This window comes from Arthrobacter sp. 05T423 (assembly GCF_056396245.1).
Genome location: NZ_JBFTLC010000001.1, coordinates 154,553 through 177,292 on the forward strand (window position 1 = coordinate 154,553; position 22,740 = coordinate 177,292).

At 65.9% G+C, this 22,740-nt stretch carries 19 protein-coding genes; 13 read left to right on the forward strand and 6 right to left on the reverse strand.

Translation table 11 applies throughout. The features are described 5' to 3' along the window. Nucleotides 1-154: 154 nt before the first annotated feature. Complete coding sequence (gene xseA / locus AC1DFE_RS00795; protein ID WP_476904027.1) at nucleotides 155-1,456, reverse strand: exodeoxyribonuclease VII large subunit; 1,302 nt, start codon at nucleotides 1,454-1,456, stop codon at nucleotides 155-157. A gap of 226 nt (nucleotides 1,457-1,682) precedes the next feature. Here xseA and AC1DFE_RS00800 point away from each other — a divergent pair, with 226 nt between their 5' ends. After that, complete coding sequence (locus AC1DFE_RS00800) at nucleotides 1,683-2,531, forward strand: hypothetical protein (protein WP_476904028.1); 849 nt, start codon at nucleotides 1,683-1,685, stop codon at nucleotides 2,529-2,531. 41 nt (nucleotides 2,532-2,572) lie between these two features. Further along, nucleotides 2,573-3,649 carry a 4-hydroxy-3-methylbut-2-enyl diphosphate reductase gene (locus AC1DFE_RS00805; RefSeq protein ID WP_476904029.1) on the forward strand — a complete coding sequence of 359 codons (1,077 nt, stop codon included), beginning with the start codon at nucleotides 2,573-2,575 and terminating at the stop codon, nucleotides 3,647-3,649. Nucleotides 3,650-3,684: 35 nt separating this feature from the next. Here AC1DFE_RS00805 and AC1DFE_RS00810 read toward each other — a convergent pair whose 3' ends face one another. Further along, nucleotides 3,685-4,920, reverse strand: a complete 1,236-nt coding sequence (locus tag AC1DFE_RS00810) for a DNA recombination protein RmuC (RefSeq protein WP_476904030.1) — start codon at nucleotides 4,918-4,920, stop codon at nucleotides 3,685-3,687. Between the two features lie 114 nt (nucleotides 4,921-5,034). On the opposite strand from AC1DFE_RS00810, the gene ychF reads away from it, so the two are divergent. From ychF to AC1DFE_RS00830, 4 genes are all read left to right on the forward strand, one after another. Beyond that, nucleotides 5,035-6,120 carry a redox-regulated ATPase YchF gene (gene ychF / locus AC1DFE_RS00815; RefSeq protein WP_476904031.1) on the forward strand — a complete coding sequence of 362 codons (1,086 nt, stop codon included), beginning with the start codon at nucleotides 5,035-5,037 and terminating at the stop codon, nucleotides 6,118-6,120. 324 nt (nucleotides 6,121-6,444) lie between these two features. After that, nucleotides 6,445-8,223: an ABC transporter family substrate-binding protein gene (locus tag AC1DFE_RS00820; RefSeq protein ID WP_476904032.1), complete on the forward strand. Its 1,779-nt coding sequence runs from the start codon at nucleotides 6,445-6,447 to the stop codon at nucleotides 8,221-8,223. 178 nt (nucleotides 8,224-8,401) lie between these two features. Beyond that, on the forward strand, nucleotides 8,402-9,943 hold the full coding sequence (locus tag AC1DFE_RS00825; RefSeq protein WP_476904033.1) for an ABC transporter permease: 1,542 nt from the start codon (nucleotides 8,402-8,404) through the stop codon (nucleotides 9,941-9,943). Continuing rightward, the gene (locus AC1DFE_RS00830; RefSeq protein ID WP_476904034.1) at nucleotides 9,940-11,067 is read left to right on the forward strand and encodes an ABC transporter permease; all 1,128 of its coding nucleotides are present in this window, start codon (nucleotides 9,940-9,942) and stop codon (nucleotides 11,065-11,067) included. Before AC1DFE_RS00825 ends, AC1DFE_RS00830 begins: the two co-directional genes overlap by 4 nt. Before the next feature lie 43 nt (nucleotides 11,068-11,110). Here the strand turns inward: AC1DFE_RS00830 and AC1DFE_RS00835 are convergent, their stop codons facing one another. Further along, nucleotides 11,111-11,740, reverse strand: coding sequence for a PH domain-containing protein (locus AC1DFE_RS00835; protein ID WP_476904035.1), 630 nt, complete (start codon nucleotides 11,738-11,740; stop codon nucleotides 11,111-11,113). A gap of 79 nt (nucleotides 11,741-11,819) precedes the next feature. Here AC1DFE_RS00835 and AC1DFE_RS00840 point away from each other — a divergent pair, with 79 nt between their 5' ends. After that, nucleotides 11,820-13,694 (forward strand): ABC transporter ATP-binding protein, encoded by a 1,875-nt coding sequence (locus AC1DFE_RS00840; protein WP_476904036.1) that lies wholly within the window; start codon nucleotides 11,820-11,822, stop codon nucleotides 13,692-13,694. Nucleotides 13,695-13,790: 96 nt separating this feature from the next. Here AC1DFE_RS00840 and AC1DFE_RS00845 read toward each other — a convergent pair whose 3' ends face one another. Further along, on the reverse strand, nucleotides 13,791-14,642 hold the full coding sequence (locus tag AC1DFE_RS00845) for an SGNH/GDSL hydrolase family protein (protein WP_476904037.1): 852 nt from the start codon (nucleotides 14,640-14,642) through the stop codon (nucleotides 13,791-13,793). A 273-nt stretch (nucleotides 14,643-14,915) separates the two neighbouring features. Here AC1DFE_RS00845 and typA point away from each other — a divergent pair, with 273 nt between their 5' ends. Both typA and AC1DFE_RS00855 read left to right on the forward strand, forming a co-directional pair. Beyond that, nucleotides 14,916-16,844: a translational GTPase TypA gene (gene typA, locus AC1DFE_RS00850; RefSeq protein ID WP_476904038.1), complete on the forward strand. Its 1,929-nt coding sequence runs from the start codon at nucleotides 14,916-14,918 to the stop codon at nucleotides 16,842-16,844. A gap of 28 nt (nucleotides 16,845-16,872) precedes the next feature. After that, entirely contained in the window at nucleotides 16,873-17,283 is a 411-nt protein-coding gene (locus tag AC1DFE_RS00855; protein ID WP_476904039.1) for a hypothetical protein, read from the forward strand. Here AC1DFE_RS00855 and AC1DFE_RS00860 read toward each other — a convergent pair. After that, nucleotides 17,280-17,789: a helix-turn-helix domain-containing protein gene (locus tag AC1DFE_RS00860; RefSeq protein WP_476904040.1), complete on the reverse strand. Its 510-nt coding sequence runs from the start codon at nucleotides 17,787-17,789 to the stop codon at nucleotides 17,280-17,282. The genes AC1DFE_RS00855 and AC1DFE_RS00860 overlap by 4 nt on opposite strands. Before the next feature lie 63 nt (nucleotides 17,790-17,852). Between AC1DFE_RS00860 and AC1DFE_RS00865 the strand changes: the two genes are divergently transcribed. Next, a complete protein-coding gene (locus AC1DFE_RS00865; RefSeq protein ID WP_476904041.1) occupies nucleotides 17,853-19,154 on the forward strand; it encodes an MFS transporter in 1,302 nt (433 codons plus the stop codon). 13 nt (nucleotides 19,155-19,167) lie between these two features. Here AC1DFE_RS00865 and AC1DFE_RS00870 read toward each other — a convergent pair whose 3' ends face one another. Continuing rightward, nucleotides 19,168-19,419 (reverse strand): putative acetyltransferase, encoded by a 252-nt coding sequence (locus AC1DFE_RS00870; RefSeq protein ID WP_476904042.1) that lies wholly within the window; start codon nucleotides 19,417-19,419, stop codon nucleotides 19,168-19,170. 152 nt (nucleotides 19,420-19,571) lie between these two features. Here AC1DFE_RS00870 and fdxA point away from each other — a divergent pair, with 152 nt between their 5' ends. The 3 genes from fdxA to AC1DFE_RS00885 all read left to right on the forward strand — a co-directional run bounded on the left by fdxA (nucleotide 19,572) and on the right by AC1DFE_RS00885 (nucleotide 22,659). Then, the gene (fdxA, locus tag AC1DFE_RS00875; RefSeq protein WP_026265673.1) at nucleotides 19,572-19,898 is read left to right on the forward strand and encodes a ferredoxin; all 327 of its coding nucleotides are present in this window, start codon (nucleotides 19,572-19,574) and stop codon (nucleotides 19,896-19,898) included. Nucleotides 19,899-19,911: 13 nt separating this feature from the next. Further along, nucleotides 19,912-21,051 (forward strand): succinyldiaminopimelate transaminase, encoded by a 1,140-nt coding sequence (dapC, locus tag AC1DFE_RS00880; protein WP_476904043.1) that lies wholly within the window; start codon nucleotides 19,912-19,914, stop codon nucleotides 21,049-21,051. 306 nt (nucleotides 21,052-21,357) lie between these two features. Continuing rightward, nucleotides 21,358-22,659 (forward strand): citrate synthase, encoded by a 1,302-nt coding sequence (locus AC1DFE_RS00885; protein ID WP_476904044.1) that lies wholly within the window; start codon nucleotides 21,358-21,360, stop codon nucleotides 22,657-22,659. The last annotated feature ends 81 nt before the right edge of the window (nucleotides 22,660-22,740 follow it).

Here is a 22,740-nt window from a genome sequence, read left to right on the forward strand (position 1 = left end):
GGATTTCCCGTGCTGTTGGCCGGGTTGGCCGGGTCTTCGTTCAGGGTGGGGTCTGTCATGTTTCCTGGCCTGTCATGTCGGGGGTGGTGATCAATTGCTGCGGACGTCATTCGGGGCCGGCGCATTTGAGGCGCTGGCTTCAGGGTGTCCCGGCTTATGGTGCGCCGGTGGATTCGGCGCCGAACCGCCCGCCGGCCACGCGGACCGAGAGCGCAGTTCCCGCAGGGACCTGGGACGGCTGGCGGACAACTGGCCCGGCGGTTCCGGAGAGCTGCACCACGGCGTACCCGCGGTCAAGGGTCTGCTGCGGCGACAGGGCCCCGACCTGCGCCTGGAGGTGGCCCAGTTGGTCGGAGGCCCTCGTGACGGCCGCACTGATGGCGGCCGTGGACCGGCGCGCGAGCCGTTCCACGTCGTCCGCCCGCGCCGTGATCATGCTTTCCGGGGCCGCGAGGACGGGGCGGGAACGGACTGCCGCCAGGCGGTCCGTTTCCCGGGCCACCAGCATTGTCACGGAGCGGCGCAGCTGGGCTTCAGCCTGGCGGACCCGGGCAAGTTCCTCCGACACTTCCGGCACGATCCGCTTGGCGGCGTCCGTGGGCGTGGAGGCGCGGAGATCGGCGACGTCGTCCAGGATGGGCCGGTCCGCCTCGTGGCCGATCGCGCTGACCACCGGGGTGACCGCGGCGGCCACGGCGCGGATGAGTTCCTCGCTGCTGAACGGGAGCAGGTCTTCCAGCGCGCCGCCGCCGCGGGCAATGACGATGACGTCGACCTCGGGCCGGGCATCGAGTTCACGCAGGGCCTTGACCATCTGCGATACGGCGGTGTTGCCCTGCACCGCGACTTCGCGGATCTCGAACTCCACTGCGGGCCAGCGCAGGGCTGCGTTGCGCAGCACGTCCTTCTTGGCATCGGAGTCACGGCCGGTGATGAGCCCGATCCGGTGGGGGAGCAGCGGCAGCCGCTTTTTCCGCGATTCGGCGAACAGTCCTTCCGCGGCCAGGGCATGGCGCAGACGTTCAATCCGGGCGAGGAGATCGCCCAACCCAACGGGACGGATGTCCTTCACGGACATGTTCAGGCGCCCGGTCTTCAGCCAGAACTCCGCCTTGAGCAGGGCCACCACCCGGCTTCCGCGCTCGAGCGGCGTCTCCTGCCGGTCGAGCAACTTGGACCAGATGGAGGCCGGCAGGGAGATCTCGGCGTCCACATCCCGGAGGGTAAGGAACGCACTGCCGCCGCGACGGTTCAGTTCGATGACCTGCCCTTCAACCCAGGCTGCCGGTGCCCGTTCGATGTGGGTTTTGAGCTTTTGGGAGAGCAACTGCAGGGGCCAGGGGTTATCCGGGCTTGTGTCGGCGGCGGTGGCTGGCACCGTGCTGGGGCCGGGTGCGGCCCCCTGCCCGGCCACAGGGCCGGCGCCGGCTGCAGGGACGGTGGCATTTTCAGCCATGTGCAGCCCCGGTGGCGGCGAGTGGCAGTTGCATGGTCAGTCCTTTGCCTGTGGATTTGGTGCGGGTGGATGGGTTAATCAACTCTATCCATAGCTGTATCACCGGGCGCCGACATTGCTGACGGGCCGGCATTTTCGATCGCCGCGCCGCACGCCTAGGATGGCAGTGTCCTTCTGACCACTTAGGCACCCGACCAGCCGAGAAACCCGACCAGCTAGGAATCCCTTGCGCTCATTTCTTGCGGCCCTGGCCGTCATCCTCGGTCTGCTCCTCTCCGCCGCCGCCGTTCCGGCCATCTGGGTGGACCGCAACATCGTGCAGGAGGATGGCTTCGTTGCCCTGGCGGCGCCGCTCGGGAAGAACTCGGAGTTCCAGAAGCGCCTGGCGACCGCCGCCGTCAACGGCATTGATACCGGCGGCGCAATCCCTGCGCAGATGGCCGCACTGGTCCGGCCTGTGCTGGAATCGGCGGCCACGTCCCTCACCGGCCTGCCTGGGTACCCGGCGGCCTGGGAAGAGACGCTGCGAAAGAGCCACCGCCTCAACTTCGCTGACCCGGCGTCCCTCCCTCCCGAAGCGGGTTCCAGCACCTCGCTGACCCTGGATGTGGCCCCGCTCGTGGCCCTCGCCGCAAAGCAGATTTCCAGCCAGGTGGGTGTCCAGCTGGACGCTCCGGGCCAGGCCCTGGTGAACATCGGCCGGACGAACCAGCGCCAGCTCACTGAACGGGTGACCGCTTACTCCCCGCTTGGCTACAGCCTGGCGATCGGCGCCGGGATCGCATTCCTTCTGGCATTCGTCACCGCCCGCCGCCGGTGGAAAGTCCTGGCGGGCATCGGAGCGGGCGCATTGGCGCTTTCCGGACTGTGGACGCTGGCATCCCGGTGGGCCGCCGACGCCGTCATGGGCACCGCGAGCGGAAACGAAATGGCAGACTTGTTCAAGCGGGAGTTCGTTGCGGCTTCTGCTGCCGGGTTTGCGTCCTGGACGCTGGTGGCGGCGATTATCGGTGTGGTCCTGGTGGCGGCAGGCCTGCTGCTCAGACTGGTCGGCGGTCCTGCCCGCAGGCGATGAGCCCGCCCGGAGGCCTGCGGCCCAGCCGGTAGCATGGAGCAATGACTTCCTCTGCAGTTTCCCTTTCGATGCCAACCGTCCCGCGAAGGCGGCGTTCGCCGGAGGAAGTGCTCGCGGCGGCACCGGTCCCCGGCCCGAAGAGGGTTCTGCTGGCGGCTCCCCGCGGATACTGCGCGGGCGTCGACCGCGCGGTTATCGCCGTCGAAAAGGCCCTGCAGCACTATGGACCGCCCGTCTATGTCCGGAAGCAGATTGTCCATAACGTGCACGTGGTCAGCTCCCTCGAGGAGCAGGGCGCCATCTTCGTGGACGAAACGGACGAAGTGCCCGAAGGCGCCCTGGTCATCTTCTCGGCCCACGGCGTGTCCCCGGCCGTCGTCCAGTCCGCGGAAGACCGCGGGCTGCGCACCATCGACGCGACCTGCCCCCTGGTGACGAAAGTCCACAAGGAGGCCGTCCGCTTTGCCAAGGACGACTTCGACATCCTCCTCATCGGCCATGACGGCCACGAAGAGGTTGAAGGGACGGCCGGCGAGGCTCCCGACCACATCCAGATCATCAACGGCCCCCATGAGGTGGACAAGGTGACGGTACGGGATCCCGAAAAGGTCATCTGGCTTTCGCAGACCACGCTCAGCGTGGACGAGACCATGGAGACCGTCCGGCTGCTCAAGGAACGGTTCCCCACGCTCCAGGATCCGCCCAGCGACGACATCTGCTACGCCACGACCAACCGCCAGGTGGCCATCAAGAAGATCGCGCCCCAGGCCGACCTGGTGATTGTGGTCGGTTCGGCCAACTCCTCCAACTCCGTCCGGCTCGTCGAGGTGGCGCTCGAGTACGGTGCCAAGGCGTCGTACCGTGTTGACTTCGCCAACGAGGTTGACGAGGCCTGGTTCGAGGGCGCTGCCACGGTGGGTGTGACCTCCGGGGCGTCCGTTCCGGAGGTTCTGGTCAAGGACGTGCTTCGCCTCCTGGCCGACTACGGATACGACGCCGTCGAGGAAATCGTGACTGCGGAGGAAGACCTGCTCTTCTCGCTGCCCAAAGAGCTCCGCGCCACCCTCAAGGAGGCGGGGGACGTATCCCGCGCCCTCGGCGGACGCCGCTCACGCTAACAGCGGCAGGCGAGCCGGCGTCCGTCCGGCGGTGACTAAGCGGCGTCTTCCTCTTCCACGGTGGCCCGCAGCTCGCCGGCCCCCAGTTCCGGGGCTGCGAGGGAACGCGGCGTGACTTGCACAGCCGGCGGCGTGACAAGTCCGGTGGTGTCCAGGGCATTCAGTTTCCGCGCGGTGGGAAGCACACGTGCCTCCAGCGTGCCGACCATCGCGTTATAACGGTCCACGGAGCTTTTCAGCGAGGACCCCAGCTTGCCGACGTTGTCCCCGAGCGTGCCCATCCGCTCGTACAGCTGCCGGGCAAGTTCGAACAGTTCCCGCGCACTGTCAGTGAGAACGTCCTGCCGCCACGTGAACGCCACTGACTTGAGCACCGCGAGCAGTGTGCCGGGGGAGGCCAGCACCACATTCCGGGAGAGCGCGTAGTCCAGCAGCGCGGGATCGGCGGAAAGCGCGGCGGCGAGAATGGACTCGGCCGGGACAAAACAGATCACCAGCTCCGGCGAGTTCCCTGAAATATCCCAGTACTTCTTGGTGCTGAGGGCGTCCACGTGGGACTTCAGCGCCTTGGCGTGTGCAGCCATGAGGTTTTGCAGCGCCGCCTGGCTGAGGGCGGGCTTGTCGCCGGCCGACTGCCCCAGTTCCTGCGCCTCAAGGTAGGCGGACAGGGGGACCTTGGCGTCGACAACAAGCTGCTTGTCACCCGGCAGCTGAACCACGAGGTCCGGGCGGACGGCGGCCTCCGTCCCTGATGTGCCGTGGTGCTGCTCGTGGAAATCGACGTGCCGCATCATGCCCGCAGCCTCCACCACGCGGCGCAGCTGCACTTCGCCCCACTGGCCGCGCGCGCTGTTGGACCGGAGCGCCGACTCCAGCGCATGCGTGGACCGCATCAGCTGCTCGTCCGTGAGACGGGCTTCCTGCAGCTGCTGGGCAAGCTGGCCGTACTGTTCGAGCCGGTCGCGTTCCAGCAGGGATACCTGCTGCTGCACCGCAGTCAGTTTCTCGGCCACTGGCGCCAGGGCACGGAGAACGCTTCCGTCCTGCTCGCGGGACATGCCCAGCTCCCGGTTCTGGGCGGACAGGAGCCTGCGCTCGGCATCCGCGGCCGCAAACTGGGCGGTGACCTCCGAAAGCCGCGCCGAAACGCCGTCGAAATCCGCCTCCAGGGCGGCGCTCCGCCGGCGCAACACCACGTACACCGCGCCCGCGCCGGACACGGCGCCCAGCAACAGCATCAAAAGGGCCAGAATGACTGCAAAAGGTTCCATGCCTTCACTGTGGCACGCGGCTGTGACATTTTTTGCGAAGGCAAGCCGGGCCCAGGCCACCGGAGCTGGATAGCGGCACGGGATGCGGGGGCCGAACGGGTAGAATCAATGTCCGTGGCTCTTACTATTGGCATCGTCGGACTGCCCAACGTCGGCAAATCAACACTATTCAACGCACTGACCCGCAACCAGGTCCTGGCCGCGAACTATCCGTTCGCCACCATCGAACCCAATGTCGGCGTCGTGAACCTGCCCGACCCCAGGCTCCAGCAGCTCGCCGGGATCTTCGGCTCGCAGCGGGTACTGCCCGCAGCTGTCTCCTTCGTCGACATCGCCGGCATCGTCAAGGGCGCCTCGGAAGGGGAGGGCCTGGGAAACCAGTTCCTGGCCAACATCCGCGAAGCGGAAGCCATCGCCGAGGTGGTGCGGGTGTTCGATGACCCCGACGTCATCCACGTCGACGGCAAGGTCGACCCCCGCTCCGACATGGAGACCATTAACACCGAACTGATCCTCGCCGATCTGCAGACCATCGAGAAGGCCATTCCCCGGATCGAAAAAGAGGTCAAGATCAAGAAGCGGGAGGCTGCGGAGCTCGCCGCCATCAAGACCGCCCAGACCGTGTTGGAGCGCGGCGACACCATCTACTCTTCCATTAAGAGCGACAAGCTGGAGATGGAGCATCTCAAGGAGCTCAGCCTCCTGACGGCCAAGCCCTTCATCTACGTCTTCAACGCGGACGAAGGAATCCTCGGCAGCGAGGAGAAGCAGGCCGAGCTGCGCGCCATGGTTGAGCCGGCCGACTGTATCTTCCTTGATGCGAAGCTCGAGTCTGACCTTGTTGAACTGGACGAGGCCGAGGCACGCGAAATGCTCGAAATGAACGGGCAGGACGAATCCGGGCTGGACCAGCTGGCGCGCGTCGGCTTCCACACCCTGGGGCTGCAGACCTACCTCACGGCCGGGCCCAAGGAGGCACGTGCGTGGACCATCCACCAGGGCGACACCGCCCCGCAGGCGGCCGGCGTCATCCACTCGGACTTCCAGCGCGGCTTTATCAAGGCCGAGGTTGTCTCCTTCCATGACCTCATCGACGCCGGTTCCATGTCGGAGGCCAAATCCCGCGGCAAGGTCCGTATCGAAGGCAAGGAATACGTCATGGCCGACGGCGATGTAGTGGAGTTCCGCTTTAACGTGTGAGTTTCCCTGAGCTACTCAGTGATTGAGTATTAACAACCAAAAGCCCCGATCCATTGGATCGGGGCTTTTTGTGTGATTGCCCCATGACTCTCAGTGCAGCAGAGCGTCAAGGAAAAATGGATCGGGCTTTTCGCCCGCCAACAGCTTGGTTGCATCTCGGTAACAACCTTTACTGAGGGACAACTTTCGGACCGCAGCCCGCGCGTTCGGGTCTAGGCTACTTGTCATGTGAGACTCGCCACATCTCACTGGGGGGATGTAGCGGGTCTGGCCGGCGCCCACAGCGAAGGTCCTTTCCACACTCACAGAAACATAGGAGGCGGAATGCGATTCAGTCGTATTTCCAAAGCAGTAGGCGTTGCAGCCGCGGCTGCACTGGCGCTCAGCGCCTGCGCGAGCACCAATGGCGGGACAACCCCGTCCAGTAATGCGGCCGGCAAGCAGGGGGGAACAGCCACTGTAGTTGAGGTAAATGCGTTCAACACGTTCAACCCCAACACGGCCGATGGCAACACTGACATCAACTCGAAGGTCAGCTACGCCACACACTCCGGGTTCTACTACATCGACAACCAGCTGAACGTCGTCCACAACGACAAATTCGGCAAGATGGAAAAGACGTCTGACAACCCGCTGACCGTGAAGTACACCATCAACGAGGGTGTGAAGTGGTCGGACGGCACGCCCGTCACCGCAGCGGACCTGCTCCTCCAGTGGGCAGCCTTCTCCGGGTACTACAACGACGCTGACGCCGAGGGCAAGACGGGAACGTCCTACTTCTCGTACGCCGGCGACTCCACGGGTCTCGGCCTCACTGATTTCCCTGAAATTGGCGACAACAACCGCTCCATGACCATTAAGTACTCCAAGCCGTTCGCTGACTGGGAGATCGCGCTGGGCGGACCGGGCATTGATATACCGGCGCACGTCCTGGCCAAGAAGGCCGGCCTCGCAGACACGCAGGCCTTCATCGACCACCTCAAGAGCCTGCCCCGCGGCGATGCCAAGGCGCCCAAGGCCCCTGATGCCAAGCTCAAGACCATGTCCGACATGTGGAACACCGGCTTCGACTCCAAGACCCTGCCGAGCGATCCGAGCCTGTTCCTGTCCAACGGCCCGTTCGTAGTCCAGAGCATCAACCAGGACCAGTCCCTGACCATGGTCCGCAACAAGGACTACAACTGGGGCCCGGAGGCCAAGCTGGACGAGATCACCGTCCGCTACATCGGTTCCTCCCCGGCCCAGGTCCAGGCCCTGAAGAACGGCGAGGCTGACATCATCGCGCCGCAGGCCTCGGCTGACACGCTGGACCAGCTCAAGGCTCTGGAAAGCCAGGGCGTGACTGTGGACCAGGGCAACCAGCTCTCCTATGACCACATCGACCTGAACTACTCGGGACCGTTCGCGGACAAGAACGTCCGTGAGGCCTTCATGAAGACGGTGCCGCGCAAGGACATCGTCGACAAGATCATCAAGAAGCTCGATCCACAGGCAAAGCCCCTGGACTCGCAGCTGTTCGTTCCCGCGCAGCCGGCCTACAACGACTCCGTGAAGGCTAACGGCTCCTCGTCCTACCAGGATGCGGATGTTGACGGAGCCAAGAAGCTCCTGAACGGGGCGACCCCCGAGGTCCGCATCATGTACAACAAGGACAACCCGAACCGGGTGGACGCGTTCTCGCTCATTCGCGAGTCAGCAACCAAGGCCGGTTTCAAGATCGTCGACGGCGGACTTGGCGCCTCTGACTGGGGCAAGGCCCTCGGCAAGGGCGGCTACGACGCCACGATCTTCGGCTGGATCAACCCGGGCGTCGGAGTCTCCGGCGTGCCGCAGATCTTCCGCTCCGGCAACGGTTCCAACTTCAACAAGTTCAGCGATCCTGAAGCCGACAAGCTCATGGACGAACTCATTGTGACCACCGACCGCAGTAAGCAGGCCGACCTCAGCAAGCAGATAGACAAGAAGATCTGGGATTCGGCCTACGGCCTCCCGCTCTTCCAGTCCGTTGGTGTTGACGCCTACAGCGACCGCATAACCGGCGTGAAGTTCATGCCGAACCAGACAGGCGTCTGGTGGAACTTCTGGGAGTGGGCCGAGAAGTAAGTCCGCGCCACGAAGATTAACAAGCTAGTTGAGGCGCCGGGACCATGCACCACGGTCCCGGCGCCTTGCGGCGCCATCTCCCGGCAGTGCCTGTGTTGGCAGCACAAGCAATAAGGTACCGCCAAACCTGCGACCGGTCCGGGCAATCCCCGGGCCCGAATCCTGAGGTTCTATCACAATGGTGACCTACATAGTCCGGCGGCTAGTCACCGCCGCACTCATCCTTTTGGGCGCATCCTTCCTGGTGTATCTGCTGACCGCGGCATCGGGCGATCCGCTTGCAGAGTTCCGCGCCAGCAGCGCGCCGAACAAGCAGCAGCTCATGGACTCCAGATCCGCGCTGCTGGATCTCGATACACCTGCTCCGGTGCGCTATTTCAAATGGCTCGGCGGCGCAGCCCAGTGTCTGGTGCCCTTCACCGGATCCTGCAATCTGGGTAAGAATATCGCCGGCCAGCCCATCACGGACGCCCTCGGCCACGCACTCATTCAGACACTGACCCTGGTTACCGGGGCCGCCGTCCTGGCCATCCTCGTGGGCATCACGCTGGGCATCATCACCGCGCTGCGCCAGTACAGCACCCTGGACTACGGCGTGACCTTCATGGCCTTCCTGTTCTTCTCCCTGCCGATCTTCTGGGTCGCCGTCCTGCTCAAGGAATTTGGCGCCATCGGCTTCAACAACTTCCTCCGGAACCCGGAGATACCCCTGCCGGTCTCGCTCGGCGTCGGCGCGGTCCTCGGCGCCGTGGCTTTGATCGTGGCCGGCGGTGACGCCAGGCGCAGGGTGCTCACGGGCGGCATCGTCTTCGCCGCCGTCGCTGCCGTCCTCATCTACTTCTCCGTGACCCAGTGGTTCAAGACTCCAGGCCTCGGCCCCGTGGTGATCGCCATCGCCGGGGCGGGCATCGCGTTTGCCGTTACCCTGCTGACAGCGGGCCTGCGGAACCGCAAAGCACTGCAGTCCGCCCTGATCGCCGCGGGCGTGGGGGTGGTCCTCTACTTCGTGGTTCAGCCGCTGCTGAACCAGGCAACGTTCCTGATGATCGTGCTGCTGGCGCTTGCCGCGGTCCTGGTCGGCCTCGCCATCGGCTACGTGATGGGCGGCTACGACCGCGGACAGTCCATGCGCGCTGCTGCCATTACGTCCTTCCTGGTGGGCTTCCTCATCATGCTGGACCGCTTCATGCAGGCCTGGCCCGCGTACTTTAACAACAGCCGGGTCCGGGGGCGGCCGATCGCAACCATCGGCGCGGGCACGCCCAACATCGAGGGCGACTTCTGGATCCTCGGACTCGATTCCTTCACCCACCTCATCCTGCCCACCACCGCGCTCATCCTCATCTCGCTCGCCGGCTACACCAGGTTTACCAGGGCCTCCATGCTGGAGATCATGAACATGGACTACATCCGGACGGCCCGGGCCAAGGGCCTGTCGGAACGGACTGTGGTCATGCGCCACGCGTTCCGGAACGCCCTGATCCCGGTGGCCACGATCGTGGCCTTCGACATCGGCGGCCTGATTGGCGGCGCAGTCATCACCGAGACGGTTTTCTCCGTCCGGGGCATGGGATTCCTGTTCCTTGACGGAATCCAGCACGTTGACCCCAACCCCGTCATGGGTGTCTTCGTCTGCGTCGCCATAACAGCCATGGCGTTCAACCTCATCGCGGACCTCGCCTACTCCGCACTGGATCCACGAGTAAGGGTGAAAGCATGAGCCAGCCCAGTCAGCAGGACGAGATCATGGCGGAGGAGGCCGGCCTGCGGCAGGAAGCTGCCGGCATCGAGCCTGTTTCCGAAGCCCGCGGCCTGAGCCAGGGCCAGATTGTCCGCAAGCGGTTTCTTGGCCACTCCGGCGCCATCGTCGGCCTTGCCGTCTTCGCCATCATCTTCGTCATGGCCTTCACCTCCGTGGGCTATGCCGGGATCCCCGGCTGGTGGAAGTACACCCACGAAGACGTCTCGCCGCTGGTCAATGACGGCACTCCCACAGCATCCCTGTGGCCGCTGGCCTGGGGCGAGCACCCCTTCGGCCAGGACCGGATCGGGCGCGACCTGTTCGCCATGACCATGCGCGGCGCCCAGCAGTCCATCACCATCATGGTGGTGATCGGCCTGATCGCCGGCCTGATCGGCGTGGTGGTCGGGGCGCTGTCCGGCTACTTCCGCGGCTGGATGGAAGCCGTCCTGATGCGCCTCACCGACGTCATCATCATCGTCCCGGCGCTGCTCCTCGCCGCCGTCATGGCGCAGCTGGCAGGCCGCCGCGATGAGGGCAGCTGGTTTGCAGCCTTCGCCAGCAGCAACGGCGTCCTGGCCCTCGGCATCTTCCTCGGACTGATTAGCTGGGTGGGCCTGGCGCGGCTCATGCGCGGCGAGTTCCTCTCCCTGCGGGAACGCGAGTTCGTGGACGCGGCGCGCATCTCCGGGGCCAGCAACGCCCGGATCATTTTCAAGCACATCCTGCCCAACGCCGTGGGCGTGCTGATCGTCAACGTCACGCTGACCATGTCGGCGGCGATTCTCACCGAAACGGCCCTGAGCTACCTGGGCGTCGGGGTGAAGTCCCCGGACACCTCGCTCGGCCTGCTCATCTCCCAGAACCAGGAAGCCTTCGCCACCCGTCCCTGGCTGTTCTGGTTCCCTGGCCTGTTCATCGTGCTCATCTGCCTGAGCATCAACTTTATTGGTGACGGCCTGCGGGACGCCTTTGACCCGCGGCAAAAGAAGTTCAACTCCAAGAAGGCAAAGGACACCGCCGTTGCGGAGGCGGCGCCCGTGACGGCACTGGGCAGCGAGGCCGATGATGGCCGGACCTCCGGCGGGGACAGGGGAGCCTGACGTGCTGCTGCGACGCGACGGGCGGGCGAAGCCCGGGCCCCGCTTACAGGACGGCCACGCTCCAGTAGCTGAGCCCGATAAGGAGCAGGGTTACTGCTGCCTCGCGCCAACGGAATTTCACGCCGACGGGGGTGGTCTCGGCTGCTCCGGCATCCAGGAGCCCCGATTCGACCAGCCGCTGCCAGCGCGCACGGACCAGCTGCGCGGCCTGTCCCGAGTCAGTGGTCTTCAAGTCGCCGGGGCGGACGGAGTTCCCCGGCCCGTACGTGCTGTCCGGCAGTCCGCGAAGGTCCTCGGGGCGGGCGTTGCGTCCGCCCCAGATACCGGGAGCGGGGGCCGCCCAGGCCCCGTAGCTTCGTCCCGGAGTGACGAGGGTCAGCGCGTAGCGGGTGTCCACCTGCACCAGCGCCGCCCACGGCACCGTGATGGAGCGGAACGGATTTTCGATGGTGACGCCGGCGTCGTGGACAACCACGGCGGGTCGCCAGAACAGCAGCCAGCCCAGGTAGGCGATGAGCAACAGGGGCGCGGCACCGGACAGGGCTGGAAATCCGCCCGCCACGACGAGGCCGGCCAGCCCGGCGGCCGCCACGAGCCACGAAAATCCGGCAAACCATTTGTTGGTGCGCGCTTTGAAGATTGCGGCGTTTCCGGCATGCGGCAGAGTGCTCATGCCCCCAATAATTCAGTATTCCCGGCCGCAGCACTAATCTCAGCTGGCCCGCGGGCCCGGGTGGAAGGAAAACCCCAACATGTCTGACTACATCACCCCTGACCGCCCGTCGTCGGACCCGCTGGAGCCAAACTCCATCGAGCCCGGCATCCGACGGCGCAGGGCAGACGCTAAGGGTTCGGTCGTCCTTGAAGTGCGCGACCTCAGCGTCGACTTCGGCGTGGAAAAAAAGTGGGTGCCGGCCGCCGTCGGCCTTAACTATGAGGTCCGCGCCGGCGAGGTGCTGGCCATCGTGGGCGAATCCGGCTCGGGTAAAAGCGCCAGTTCCATGGCGCTGCTCGGCCTGCTGCCCAGCAACAGCAGGGTGTCCGGCAGCGTCAGGCTCTCCGGCAAGGAGCTGCTGGGTGCGGATGCCGCGAACATCCGCAACGTCCGGGGCAAGGACGTGGCGGTCATCTTCCAGGAGCCCATGACGGCGCTGAACCCGGTCTACACGGTGGGAGCCCAGATCGTCGAGACGGTGCGGCTGCACAACGAAGTCTCACCGGACCAGGCCAAGGAACGTGCGCTGCGGATGCTGGAGCTGGTGGAGCTGCCGGACCCCGTGAAGGCCTTCAAGTCGTACCCGCACCAGCTCTCCGGCGGCCAGCGGCAGCGTGCCATGATCGCGCAGTCGCTGTCCTGTGACCCCAAACTGCTGATCGCTGACGAGCCAACCACGGCGTTGGACGTCACGGTGCAGGCAGAGATCCTGGACCTGATGAGGAACCTGCGCAACAAGCTGGACAGCGCCGTCGTCCTGATCACCCACGACATGGGAGTCGTGGCGGACCTGGCCGACCGGATCGCAGTGATGCGCAAGGGCCTCATCGTGGAGACCGGAACCGCGGAACAGATCTTCCACAACCCGCAGCACCCGTACACACAGGCGCTGCTTGCAGCGGTGCCGCACCTGGGCCAGGGCGGAACCGACACGGCGCCGGACGTGGATGTGACTGCGGCCCTGGCCGCCGCCACCCATGCCGACCTCGAGTCCGTGGACCGCGATGAACTGGTCCGCCGCGAGCGGGAGAACGCGGCAGCCCTGGCTGCCGCCGAATCCAGGGGACCGGCGGGGGAGCCTGTCCTGGAGCTGACCGACGTCTCGATCGAGTATCCGAAGCAGGGCCGCGTGCCCGCATTCCGCGCCGTCGAGGGCGCCAACCTGGCCATCTACCCCGGGCAGGTGGTGGGCCTCGTGGGGGAATCCGGATCGGGCAAGACCACCATCGGGCGTGCCGCCGTCGGCCTCCTGCCGGTCGCTGCCGGAACGATGCGCGTGGTGGGGGAGGACATCTCCGCCGCGAAGAAGAACGGCAAGCAGTTGCACAAGGTGCGGCGCCACATCGGCATGGTGTTCCAGGACCCGTCCTCGTCCCTGAACCCGCGCCTGCCCATCGGGGAAAGCATCGGCGAGCCGATGTACCTCGCCGGGGTGGCGAAGGGCGCCGACCTGCAGAAGCGCATCGAGGCCCTGCTTGACCAGGTGGAGCTGCCGCGGAACTACCGGAACAGATACCCGCATGAACTCTCTGGCGGGCAGAAGCAGCGCGTCGGCATTGCCCGGGCACTGTCGCTCAAGCCGAAACTCATGGTGGCTGACGAACCGACGTCGGCGCTGGACGTGTCGGTGCAGGCCAAGGTCCTGGAGCTGTTCCAGAACCTCCAGCGCGAGCTGGGGTTCGCCTGCCTCTTCGTCACCCACGACCTTGCCGTCGTGGACGTGCTGGCCGACCGCATCTGCGTCATGCAGCGCGGCCGCATCGTGGAGCAGGGCTCCCGCGACCAGATCCTGCGCAACCCGAAGGAGTCCTACACGCAGCGGCTGCTGGCCGCCGTGCCGCTGCCGGATCCGGAAAGGCAGCGCGAACGCCGGGAACTGCGGGCACAGCTGCTGGCCACCGGAACCGAATAGCCGGGTATTAAGCAGTACGAAGGGAGCCGGTGACCGCCAAAAGGCGGCCACCGGCTCCCTTCGTACTGCGGCTTCGTGGCTAAAAAGCACCCGAGCCTAGGGCAGTGCCAGCCCCAGCCTGGCGAGCCTGTCGCCCAGCAACGCACCCAGGGCGCGGTGGCCGTCGTCGTTCATATGGACGCTGTCCTTGAGCTGCGCCTCCAGCCCGTAACGGGTGAGCCAGTCCCCGACACTGACGAACGGAATGCCGTGGTCCGCGGCGACGGTCCCCAGCAGGGCGTCCACCTCAGCGCGGCGGCCACGGCCGTGGTCCGCTCCCTTGCCCAGGGTTCCCACTATGGCCAGCTTCGCACCCGGGTACCGCTGCTTGATCGTGGTGATGAGCCGGTCGGCGTTGGCCGAGATCTGCTCGTTGCTGGCGCCTTGCTTCGCGTCGTTGCCGCCGCCCTCGATGACCACCAGCGGCGGGAAACCGTAGGGGAGGTGCCAGTCGCCGCGCTGCAGCGCATCGACGAAGTTGCCGGTGGTGCCGTTGGAGGCGACGTAGCCGGTGCCGCCCTTGCCGCAGAAGAAGACGTCGTAGCCCAGCCCGGCGAGGGCCCGGCGCGGCCAGCTGGCCTGCGGCTCGGACTGCGAGTCACCGATCAGCAGTGCGGTGTGGGAGATGTTGCCCACGATCACCTCGTCCCGGCCGTTGGCCGGATTGCGGTACAGCGCTCCGGCCGGGAGGTTCGCCGGGTCGACGGCGGCCCCCAGATCGCTGATAACCGCCGAACCGGCGGCCACGGCCTCACCCGGTGCGGCCACCGGAGCGGCGGCGCGCGGGGCCGCCGGCGTGGCCGATCCGGCACCTGGCGCCGGTTCCATTGCTGCGCCGCACCCGGCCAAAAACACGCAGGCGGCGATGACCGGGCCAATCAGGAGGGCCCGCGTCGAGCCTTGTAACATCCGTGGACTCCTGGCCTGTTCGAAAGTGGTCTATGCAATAGTGGTGGATCACTTTCGGAAAAGCCAGTGAAATTGTCCACATGACGCCCCGGCGGATTCACGATTTGGTAACGGGGGCGGGCTCGGGCGCGGGCTCCCGTTTTAGGCCAATAATAGGCTCAGCGTTTAGACTGGCAGTAGGTGCCCTGTGTTAAGGGTCTGATCCGTCGTGCGTTCCGGTTGGAAATGTCGCGATACAACAGCTGACTTCACCACTGAATCGAGCAATAACGCATGTCTGAAACCACCACCAACACCGCGGTAGCAACTGCAGTGCGCAGTGACCTGCGCAACGTCGCGATTGTGGCCCACGTTGACCACGGCAAGACCACCCTTGTGGACGCCATGCTCAAGCAGACCAACTCCTTTGCCGAGCACAACCACCTTGAAGACCGTGTCATGGACTCCGGTGACCTGGAGCGCGAAAAGGGCATCACCATCCTGGCCAAGAACACCACGGTGGCCTACAACGGACCGTCCTCCAACGGTGAAACCATCACCATTAACGTCATCGACACCCCCGGCCACGCCGACTTCGGCGGCGAAGTGGAGCGCGGGCTGTCCATGGTGGACGGCGTCGTTCTCCTCGTGGATGCGTCCGAAGGCCCGCTGCCCCAGACCCGCTTCGTCCTCCGCAAGGCCCTCGCCGCACACCTGCCGGTGATCCTCCTGGTCAACAAGACTGACCGCCCCGACGCCCGCATCGAAGAGGTTGTCCACGAGTCCATGGACCTGCTCCTGGGCCTGGCGTCCGACCTCGCGGACGAGGTTCCCGACCTTGACCTGGACAAAATCCTCAACGTCCCGGTGGTTTACGCCGCCGCCAAGGTAGGCCGGGCCTCCCGGGAGCAGCCGGCTGACGGCACCGCCCCGGAGAATGAGGACCTCGAGCCGCTCTTCAGCGCGATCATCGAGCACATCCCGGCTCCGACCTACAACCCGGAAGGTGTCCTGCAGGCACACGTCACCAACCTGGACGCCTCCCCGTTCCTGGGCCGTCTCGCCCTGCTGCGCATCTACAACGGCACCCTCCGCAAGGGCCAGCAGGTTGCCTGGGCCCGTGCCAACGGTGAGCTCAAGACCGTCAAGATCACCGAACTCCTCGCCACCAAGGCGCTCGAGCGCGTTCCGGCCGAGTCCGCCGGCCCGGGCGAGATCGTTGCCGTCGCCGGCATCGAGGAGATCACCATTGGTGAGACCCTGACCGACGTCGAGAACCCCCAGCCGCTGCCCCTGATCACCGTTGACGATCCCGCGATCTCGATGACCATCGGTATCAACACCTCCCCGCTGGCCGGCAAGGTCAAGGGCGCCAAGGTCACGGCCCGCCAGGTGAAGGACCGCCTGGACAAGGAACTGATCGGTAACGTCTCCATCAAGGTTCTCCCCACCGAGCGTCCCGACGCCTGGGAAGTCCAGGGCCGCGGCGAGCTCGCGCTGGCCATCCTCGTGGAGCAGATGCGCCGCGAAGGCTTCGAGCTGACCGTGGGCAAGCCGCAGGTTGTTACCAGGACCGTCGACGGCAAGATCCACGAGCCGATGGAGCACATGACCATCGACGTGCCGGAAGAATACCTCGGCGCCGTCACCCAGCTCATGGCTGCCCGTAAGGGCCGCATGACCAACATGGCCAACCACGGCACCGGCTGGTGCCGCATGGAATTCATCGTTCCGGCCCGTGGCCTGATCGGTTTCCGCACCAAGTTCCTCACGGACACCCGGGGCGCCGGCATCGCAGCCTCCATCTCCGAAGGCTACGAGCCATGGGCGGGCCCGATCGAGTACCGCACCAACGGTTCCATGGTGGCCGACCGCGCCGGTGTGGTGACCCCCTTCGCCATGATCAACCTGCAGGAGCGCGGCTCCTTCTTCGTCAAGCCCACCTCCGAGGTTTACGAAGGCATGATCGTGGGCGAGAACTCGCGCGCCGACGACATGGACGTGAACATCACCAAGGAAAAGAAGCTCACCAACATGCGTGCAGCTTCCTCGGACACCTTCGAGAACCTGACGCCGCCGCGCGACCTGACCCTCGAAGAGTCCCTCGAATTCGCCCGCGAGGACGAGTGCGTCGAGGTTACCCCGGACTCCATCCGCATCCGCAAGGTCATCCTTGACACCAACGAGCGCGCCAAGGCCAACCGCGCCCGCGCCAAGGCATAACGGCGCCCTCCCGCAGGGAACTGGAACTGTGAACAAGAGAGCTGCCGGCATGGCAGGCGGCCTGGCCGCCGCTGTGCCGGCAGCTCTTTTTGCAGCCATGGCCGGAACCGCACTGCACCGCCAGGAATTTGCTGCCGCCGGCGCCGCGCTGCCGCTGGGTGCAGTCGCGGCGCTGCTGTTGCTGGCGTCACTTCAGCTGTTCCTCGGGGCGGCGTTCCGGACGCTGATTCCGACGGCGGTGTGCGGCGGGCTCTGTTATGCGCTGGCCGGCTGGTGGTCCGGGATGGAGCCAGGCAAGCGGTTGATCGCCGGCGACCTGGCCGGAGGCATCTGGGTCTACGGGATCGTGGTGGTCACGGTCGCGATGCTGGCCTGGTGCCGGCGGTACAGCCAGACGCCTGGCGGTGCCAGCGCCGGGAGGCAGCGGCCGGGCGGCTAATCAGCGGTTGGGTCCCGGTGGTGGGCAATCATGAGTGAGGTGGCCTCGCCGTCGTCGTCCGCGGGAAGCGCCATGTACTCCTCGACGACGGCCCGGAGCTTGCCCAGCATTTCCTCCCGCCGGGCGGCGTTGAACTTCACGCCGAGCCGCCACACCTCGATGTCCTCGGGCGCAAGGTCGCGGGTCTCCTGCAGGAACGTTTCGATGAGAATCGGCGCGACATTGTCCACCGGAGTGCTCCAGGACTTGCGGCTGGCGATGTACGGCACCTCCGCGGCTCCGCGCCGCCCCTTCCGGCGCTCCTCGGCCAGCAGAAACCCCGTGCGCACCAGGGTCCTGACGTGGTGGAGGCTGGAGGCGGGATTCAGGCCGAGCAGGTCGGCGATCTCCTTGTTGGTCCGCGACTGGTGAAGGCACAGCCGGAGAATCCTCAGCCGCAGCGGCGAACTCAGCGCGCGGCCCTTGGCCACCAGGTCTGCCTCGTCGCTCTCCGGCGGGGAATTCATAGACGCAAGTCTAACGAGCAATGACTGATTGACATATGCCAATCAGTGGCTGAAACTGAAGCCGTGACTGCCGAATCCACTGCCGCGAAGCCGAAAGAAGCATCGCTGTGGCGGGACCGCAATTTTTCCACCTTCTGGGCCGGCCAGGCCCTGGGCCAGTTCGGGGCGCAGCTGGGCCAGCTGGCCTTCCCCGTACTGGCGGTCACGATGCTGTCCGCCTCAGAGGTCCAGGTGGGCGTGCTCAACGCGGCTGGCCTGGCGGCGTTCCTGGCCGTCGGGCTGCCGGCCGGGGCCTGGGTGGACCGCTGGCTGAAGCGGAAAACCATGATCACGGCCGAGCTGGTACGGATGGCCGCCATGGCCGTGGTGCCAGTCCTGTGGTGGAGCGGCAACCTGCAGATCTGGCACCTCTACCTCATCGCGGCGGCCGCCGGAACGGCCACGGTGTTCTTCGACGTCGCCTACCAGAGCTATGTTCCGGTCCTCGTGGATTCCCGGCTGGTGCGGGAGGCCAACTCCAAGCTGGAGGCCACTGCGCAGATAGCGCGCATCGGCGGCCCTGCTGCGGGTGGCTGGCTTCTGGCGCTCGTCTCCGCTCCCGTGCTGTTCGTGGGGGAATCCGCGGGCTACCTGCTATCGGCCCTGTTTCTGGCCCGGACACGTGATGCGGAGGTACGGACGCCGGCTGCCGGACGCCGGCCACTGGCTGCGGAAATCCGGGAAGGCCTGCAGTTCGTCGTCAGGCACCCCCTCATCAGCCGCATCGCGGCCTGCACCGGGGGAATGAACTTTTCAGGCATGCTGATCTTCACGCTGATGCCGCTGCTGGTGCTGCGCAACCTCGGGCTCGGGCCGCAGGGCATGGGCCTCATCATGGCCGTGGGCGCCGCAGGCGGGCTGCTGGGAGCAGTCGCGGCGCCGAGGCTCGCCGCCCGGATCGGCGAGGGCACAGTGATTCCCGTGTGCGCCGTGTTCAGCTCGGTATTCCTGCTCCTGGTGCCGCTCTCCGGAATTGTCTCCGAGTCCGCAGCCTCGCTGGCCCTGCTGCTGGTCTCGGAATTCGGGTTTGGCTTCAGCGTCCTCGTGTACAACATCGTGCAGCTCAGCATGCGCCAGCGCGTTTGTCCGCCCCGGCTGCTCGGCCGCATGAACGCGTCCATCCGGTTTGCGGTGTGGGGCGTGATGCCGCTGGCTGCCCTCGCGTCGGGATTTCTTGGTGAAAACCTTGGGCTGGTGCCCACCATGCTGATCGGAGCCGCCGGCAGTTTCCTGGCCACCGCCCCGGTCGTGTTCTCTCCACTGCGAAGGATGCGCACGCTTCCGGGGGAGGTGATGGAAGTTACCGGCCGTGCAGCCAAGGACTGAGCCGGCCTGATGCTCAGGCCGCCGGCGCCCGCCGTGGACCCCGCCGCGGAGGTGCCGGCGGCACCTGCTTGGCGGCCACCACCCGGTCAAGGGCAATGGCGACGACGGTACTGCGGGTCCGCACGGTGCACTCACTTTCGCCGCACTCCAGGAGGTCTCCCAGCGCATCCGTCAAGCCGCCGTCGATCCTGTAACGCACCACCACGCGCGTTCCTGGCGGGGCTGCGGCCAGGAACTGCCGGGGCGTTGGTGTTGTCAGGCTCACCGGTTCATCGTATGACGCGTCCGGAGTATGACGCGCCGCTTCGTTCGCGGGACGGGCCTGGGAGATAATAGGCTCTGAAGTGGACAGCCCGGCATGCAGCCGGATGCAGCAACCGGCCAGTCGCCGGGAATCAACGTGGAGAGGCAAGGGACGTGACGTACGTAATCGCGCAGCCGTGTGTAGATGTTAAGGACAAGGCATGCATTGAGGAGTGCCCCGTCGATTGCATCTACGAAGGTGAACGCTCCCTCTATATCCATCCCGATGAGTGCGTCGACTGCGGTGCCTGCGAGCCCGTCTGCCCGGTGGAAGCCATCTACTACGAGGATGACACCCCCGAGGAATGGGCCGACTACTACAAGGCGAACGTCGAGTTCTTTGACGACCTCGGTTCCCCGGGAGGCGCCGCCAAGGTGGGCAACACCGGCAAGGACCACCCGATGATTGCAGCGCTCCCGCCGCAGAACCAGGACCACTGAGGCGGACCCCTTCGTGACTACAGCTGTGCGCAGTTTCGGCCTAAGCCTGCCCGACTACCCGTGGGAAGCGATGGCGCCGTACCTCGCCAAAGCGGCTGAACACCCCGGCGGGGCAGTCAACCTGTCCATCGGCACCCCCGTGGACCCCACGCCGCCGGTCATCCAGGACGCCCTGAAGGCGGCCGCAGATGCACCCGGTTACCCCACGGTCCACGGCACGCCTGCGCTCCGGGAGGCCATCGCCGGCTGGTTCGCCCGCCGCCGCGGCGTGGAGGGGCTCGATCCCCGTGCCGTTATGCCGACCGTGGGCTCCAAGGAACTCGTGGCTTGGCTGCCTTTCCTGCTGGGCCTCAAGACCGGCGACGTCGTCGTCCGGCCCACGGTTGCCTACCCCACCTATGACATCGGGGCCACGTTCGCCGGTGCCACCGCGGTGGCGGCAGATGATCTGGACGAACTGGACGCAGCGACCCGGGCCAAGGTCCGCCTGGTCTGGGTCAACTCACCTGGCAACCCCACCGGCAGCGTCCGGGATGCCGCCTCCCTGAAGAAGATCGTTGACCAGGCCCGCGAAATCGGCGCGCTGGTCGCATCCGACGAGTGCTATGCCGAGCTGGGCTGGGGCGAGTGGGACCTGCAGCGCGGTGGACAGGCGGTTCCGAGCATCCTGGATCCGCGCGTCGCCGGTGGCTCCCACGACGGGCTCCTTGCCGTGTATTCGCTGAGCAAGCAGTCCAACCTTGCCGGCTACCGGGCGGCCTTCGTCGCCGGGGACGCGGCCCTGATGGCCAACCTGGTCAACAGCCGCAAGCACGCGGGCATGATTGTGCCGTACCCGGTGCAGGAAGCCATGCGCGTGGCCCTCGGCGATGACGCACACGTTGTTGCGCAGAAGGACCTGTACCGCGGACGTCGCGAGCGGCTTCTGCCGGCGCTCGAGGCCTTCGGGCTGACGCTGCATGAGTCCGCCGCCGGCCTGTACCTGTGGTGCACGGCCGGTGAAGCCACCTGGGACACTGTTGCCCGCCTCGCGGAGCGGGGGATCGTGGTGGGTCCGGGCCTGTTCTACGGCGACGCGGGTCACGGCTACGTGCGGGTGGCCCTCACCGGGGCCGACGAACGGATCGACGCCGCGGTGGCGCGCCTGGCCTAGCCGGTTTCCCGGCGGTCTGGCCGGGTTCCGCCCCCGGGGTCCTGAGTGAGGGGTGACTTTGACGCTCCGTGGCCCGTAACAATCGTGTGACTCGCGCCACAACTGGCCCGTTTTTGGGATAATTCGGCGCTCCCGGATTAGTGGCAGCCCGCAAGTGGCGGTAGTTTTTAACTGACTATCAATGGTGGCTTTCTACAAGAAGGCAGCACGGCCGTTGGACGTCCCGCCGTGCGGGATCCCGCGCGGCTCACCTGATGTTGGATCAAGCTTTCTAGAGAGGCCACGAGGCCTCATGAAGGGGACTCCATGACTGAGACCACCAGCGCAACTGAGACCACCAGTGCGATCCTGCGCCACGCAGGCGGCGAGCTCGAACTCCCGCGCATCAAGGTTGTTGAGGGAAACGAAGGCTACGACGTTTCCAAGCTACTGAAGCAGACCGGCGCCGTTGCCTTTGACCCCGGCTTCATGAACACGGCCGCCACCACGTCGGCCATCACCTACATTGACGGCGACGCAGGCATCCTGCGGTACCGCGGTTACCCGATCGAGCAGCTTGCCCAGCACTCCAGCTTCCTGGAGGTCTCGTACCTGCTGATCTACGGCAACCTCCCGACGCCGGCCGAGCTGGACGACTTCGACCAGAACATCCGCCGCCACACCCTGCTGCACGAGGAGCTTAAGGGCTTCTTCGGAGGGTTCCCCCGCGACGCGCACCCGATGCCCGTGCTGTCCTCGGCCGTGTCCGCGCTGTCCACGTTCTACCAGGACTCGCTGGACCCGTTCAATGACGAGCAGGTGGAGGTCTCCACCATCCGCCTGATGGCGAAGCTGCCCGTTATCGCGGCCTACGCGCACAAGAAGTCCATCGGGCAGCCGATGCTGTACCCTGACAACTCCATGAACCTCGTGGAGAACTTCCTCCGCCTGAGCTTCGGCCTGCCGGCAGAGCAGTACGAGCTGGACCCGGTAGTGGTCAAGGCCCTGGATCTGCTCCTCATCCTGCACGCGGACCACGAGCAGAACTGCTCCACCTCCACGGTGCGCCTGGTGGGCTCCTCCAACGCCAACCTCTTCGCGTCCGTGTCTGCAGGCATCAACGCCCTGTTCGGCCCGGCCCACGGCGGTGCCAACGAGGCGGTCCTGAAGATGCTCCGCCAGATCCAGGCCGACGGCGTCAAGCCCGAGGACTACATGGAGAAGGTCAAGAACAAGGAAGACGGCGTCCGGCTGATGGGCTTCGGCCACCGGGTCTACAAGAACTACGATCCCCGCGCCAAGATCATCAAGGCCACCGCGCACGAGGTCCTCAGCAAGCTCGGCGGCCACGACGAGCTCCTGGACATCGCCATGCGGCTGGAGGAGAAGGCCCTCGGCGATGACTACTTCATCCAGCGCAAGCTGTACCCGAACGTGGACTTCTACACCGGCTTGATCTACAAGGCCATGGGCTTCCCGGAGAAGATGTTCACGGTGCTGTTCGCCATCGGCCGCCTGCCGGGCTGGATTGCCCAGTGGCGCGAAATGATCAACGATCCCAACACCAAGATCGGCCGTCCGCGGCAGCTCTACACAGGAGAGCCCGAGCGGCAGTACCCCGCCCGCTAAATCCCAAGTGCGACGGCGGCCGCCCACCTTTCCGGKGGGCGGCCGCCGTCGCGCTTTAACCACGAACCGACTCAAGCCCGG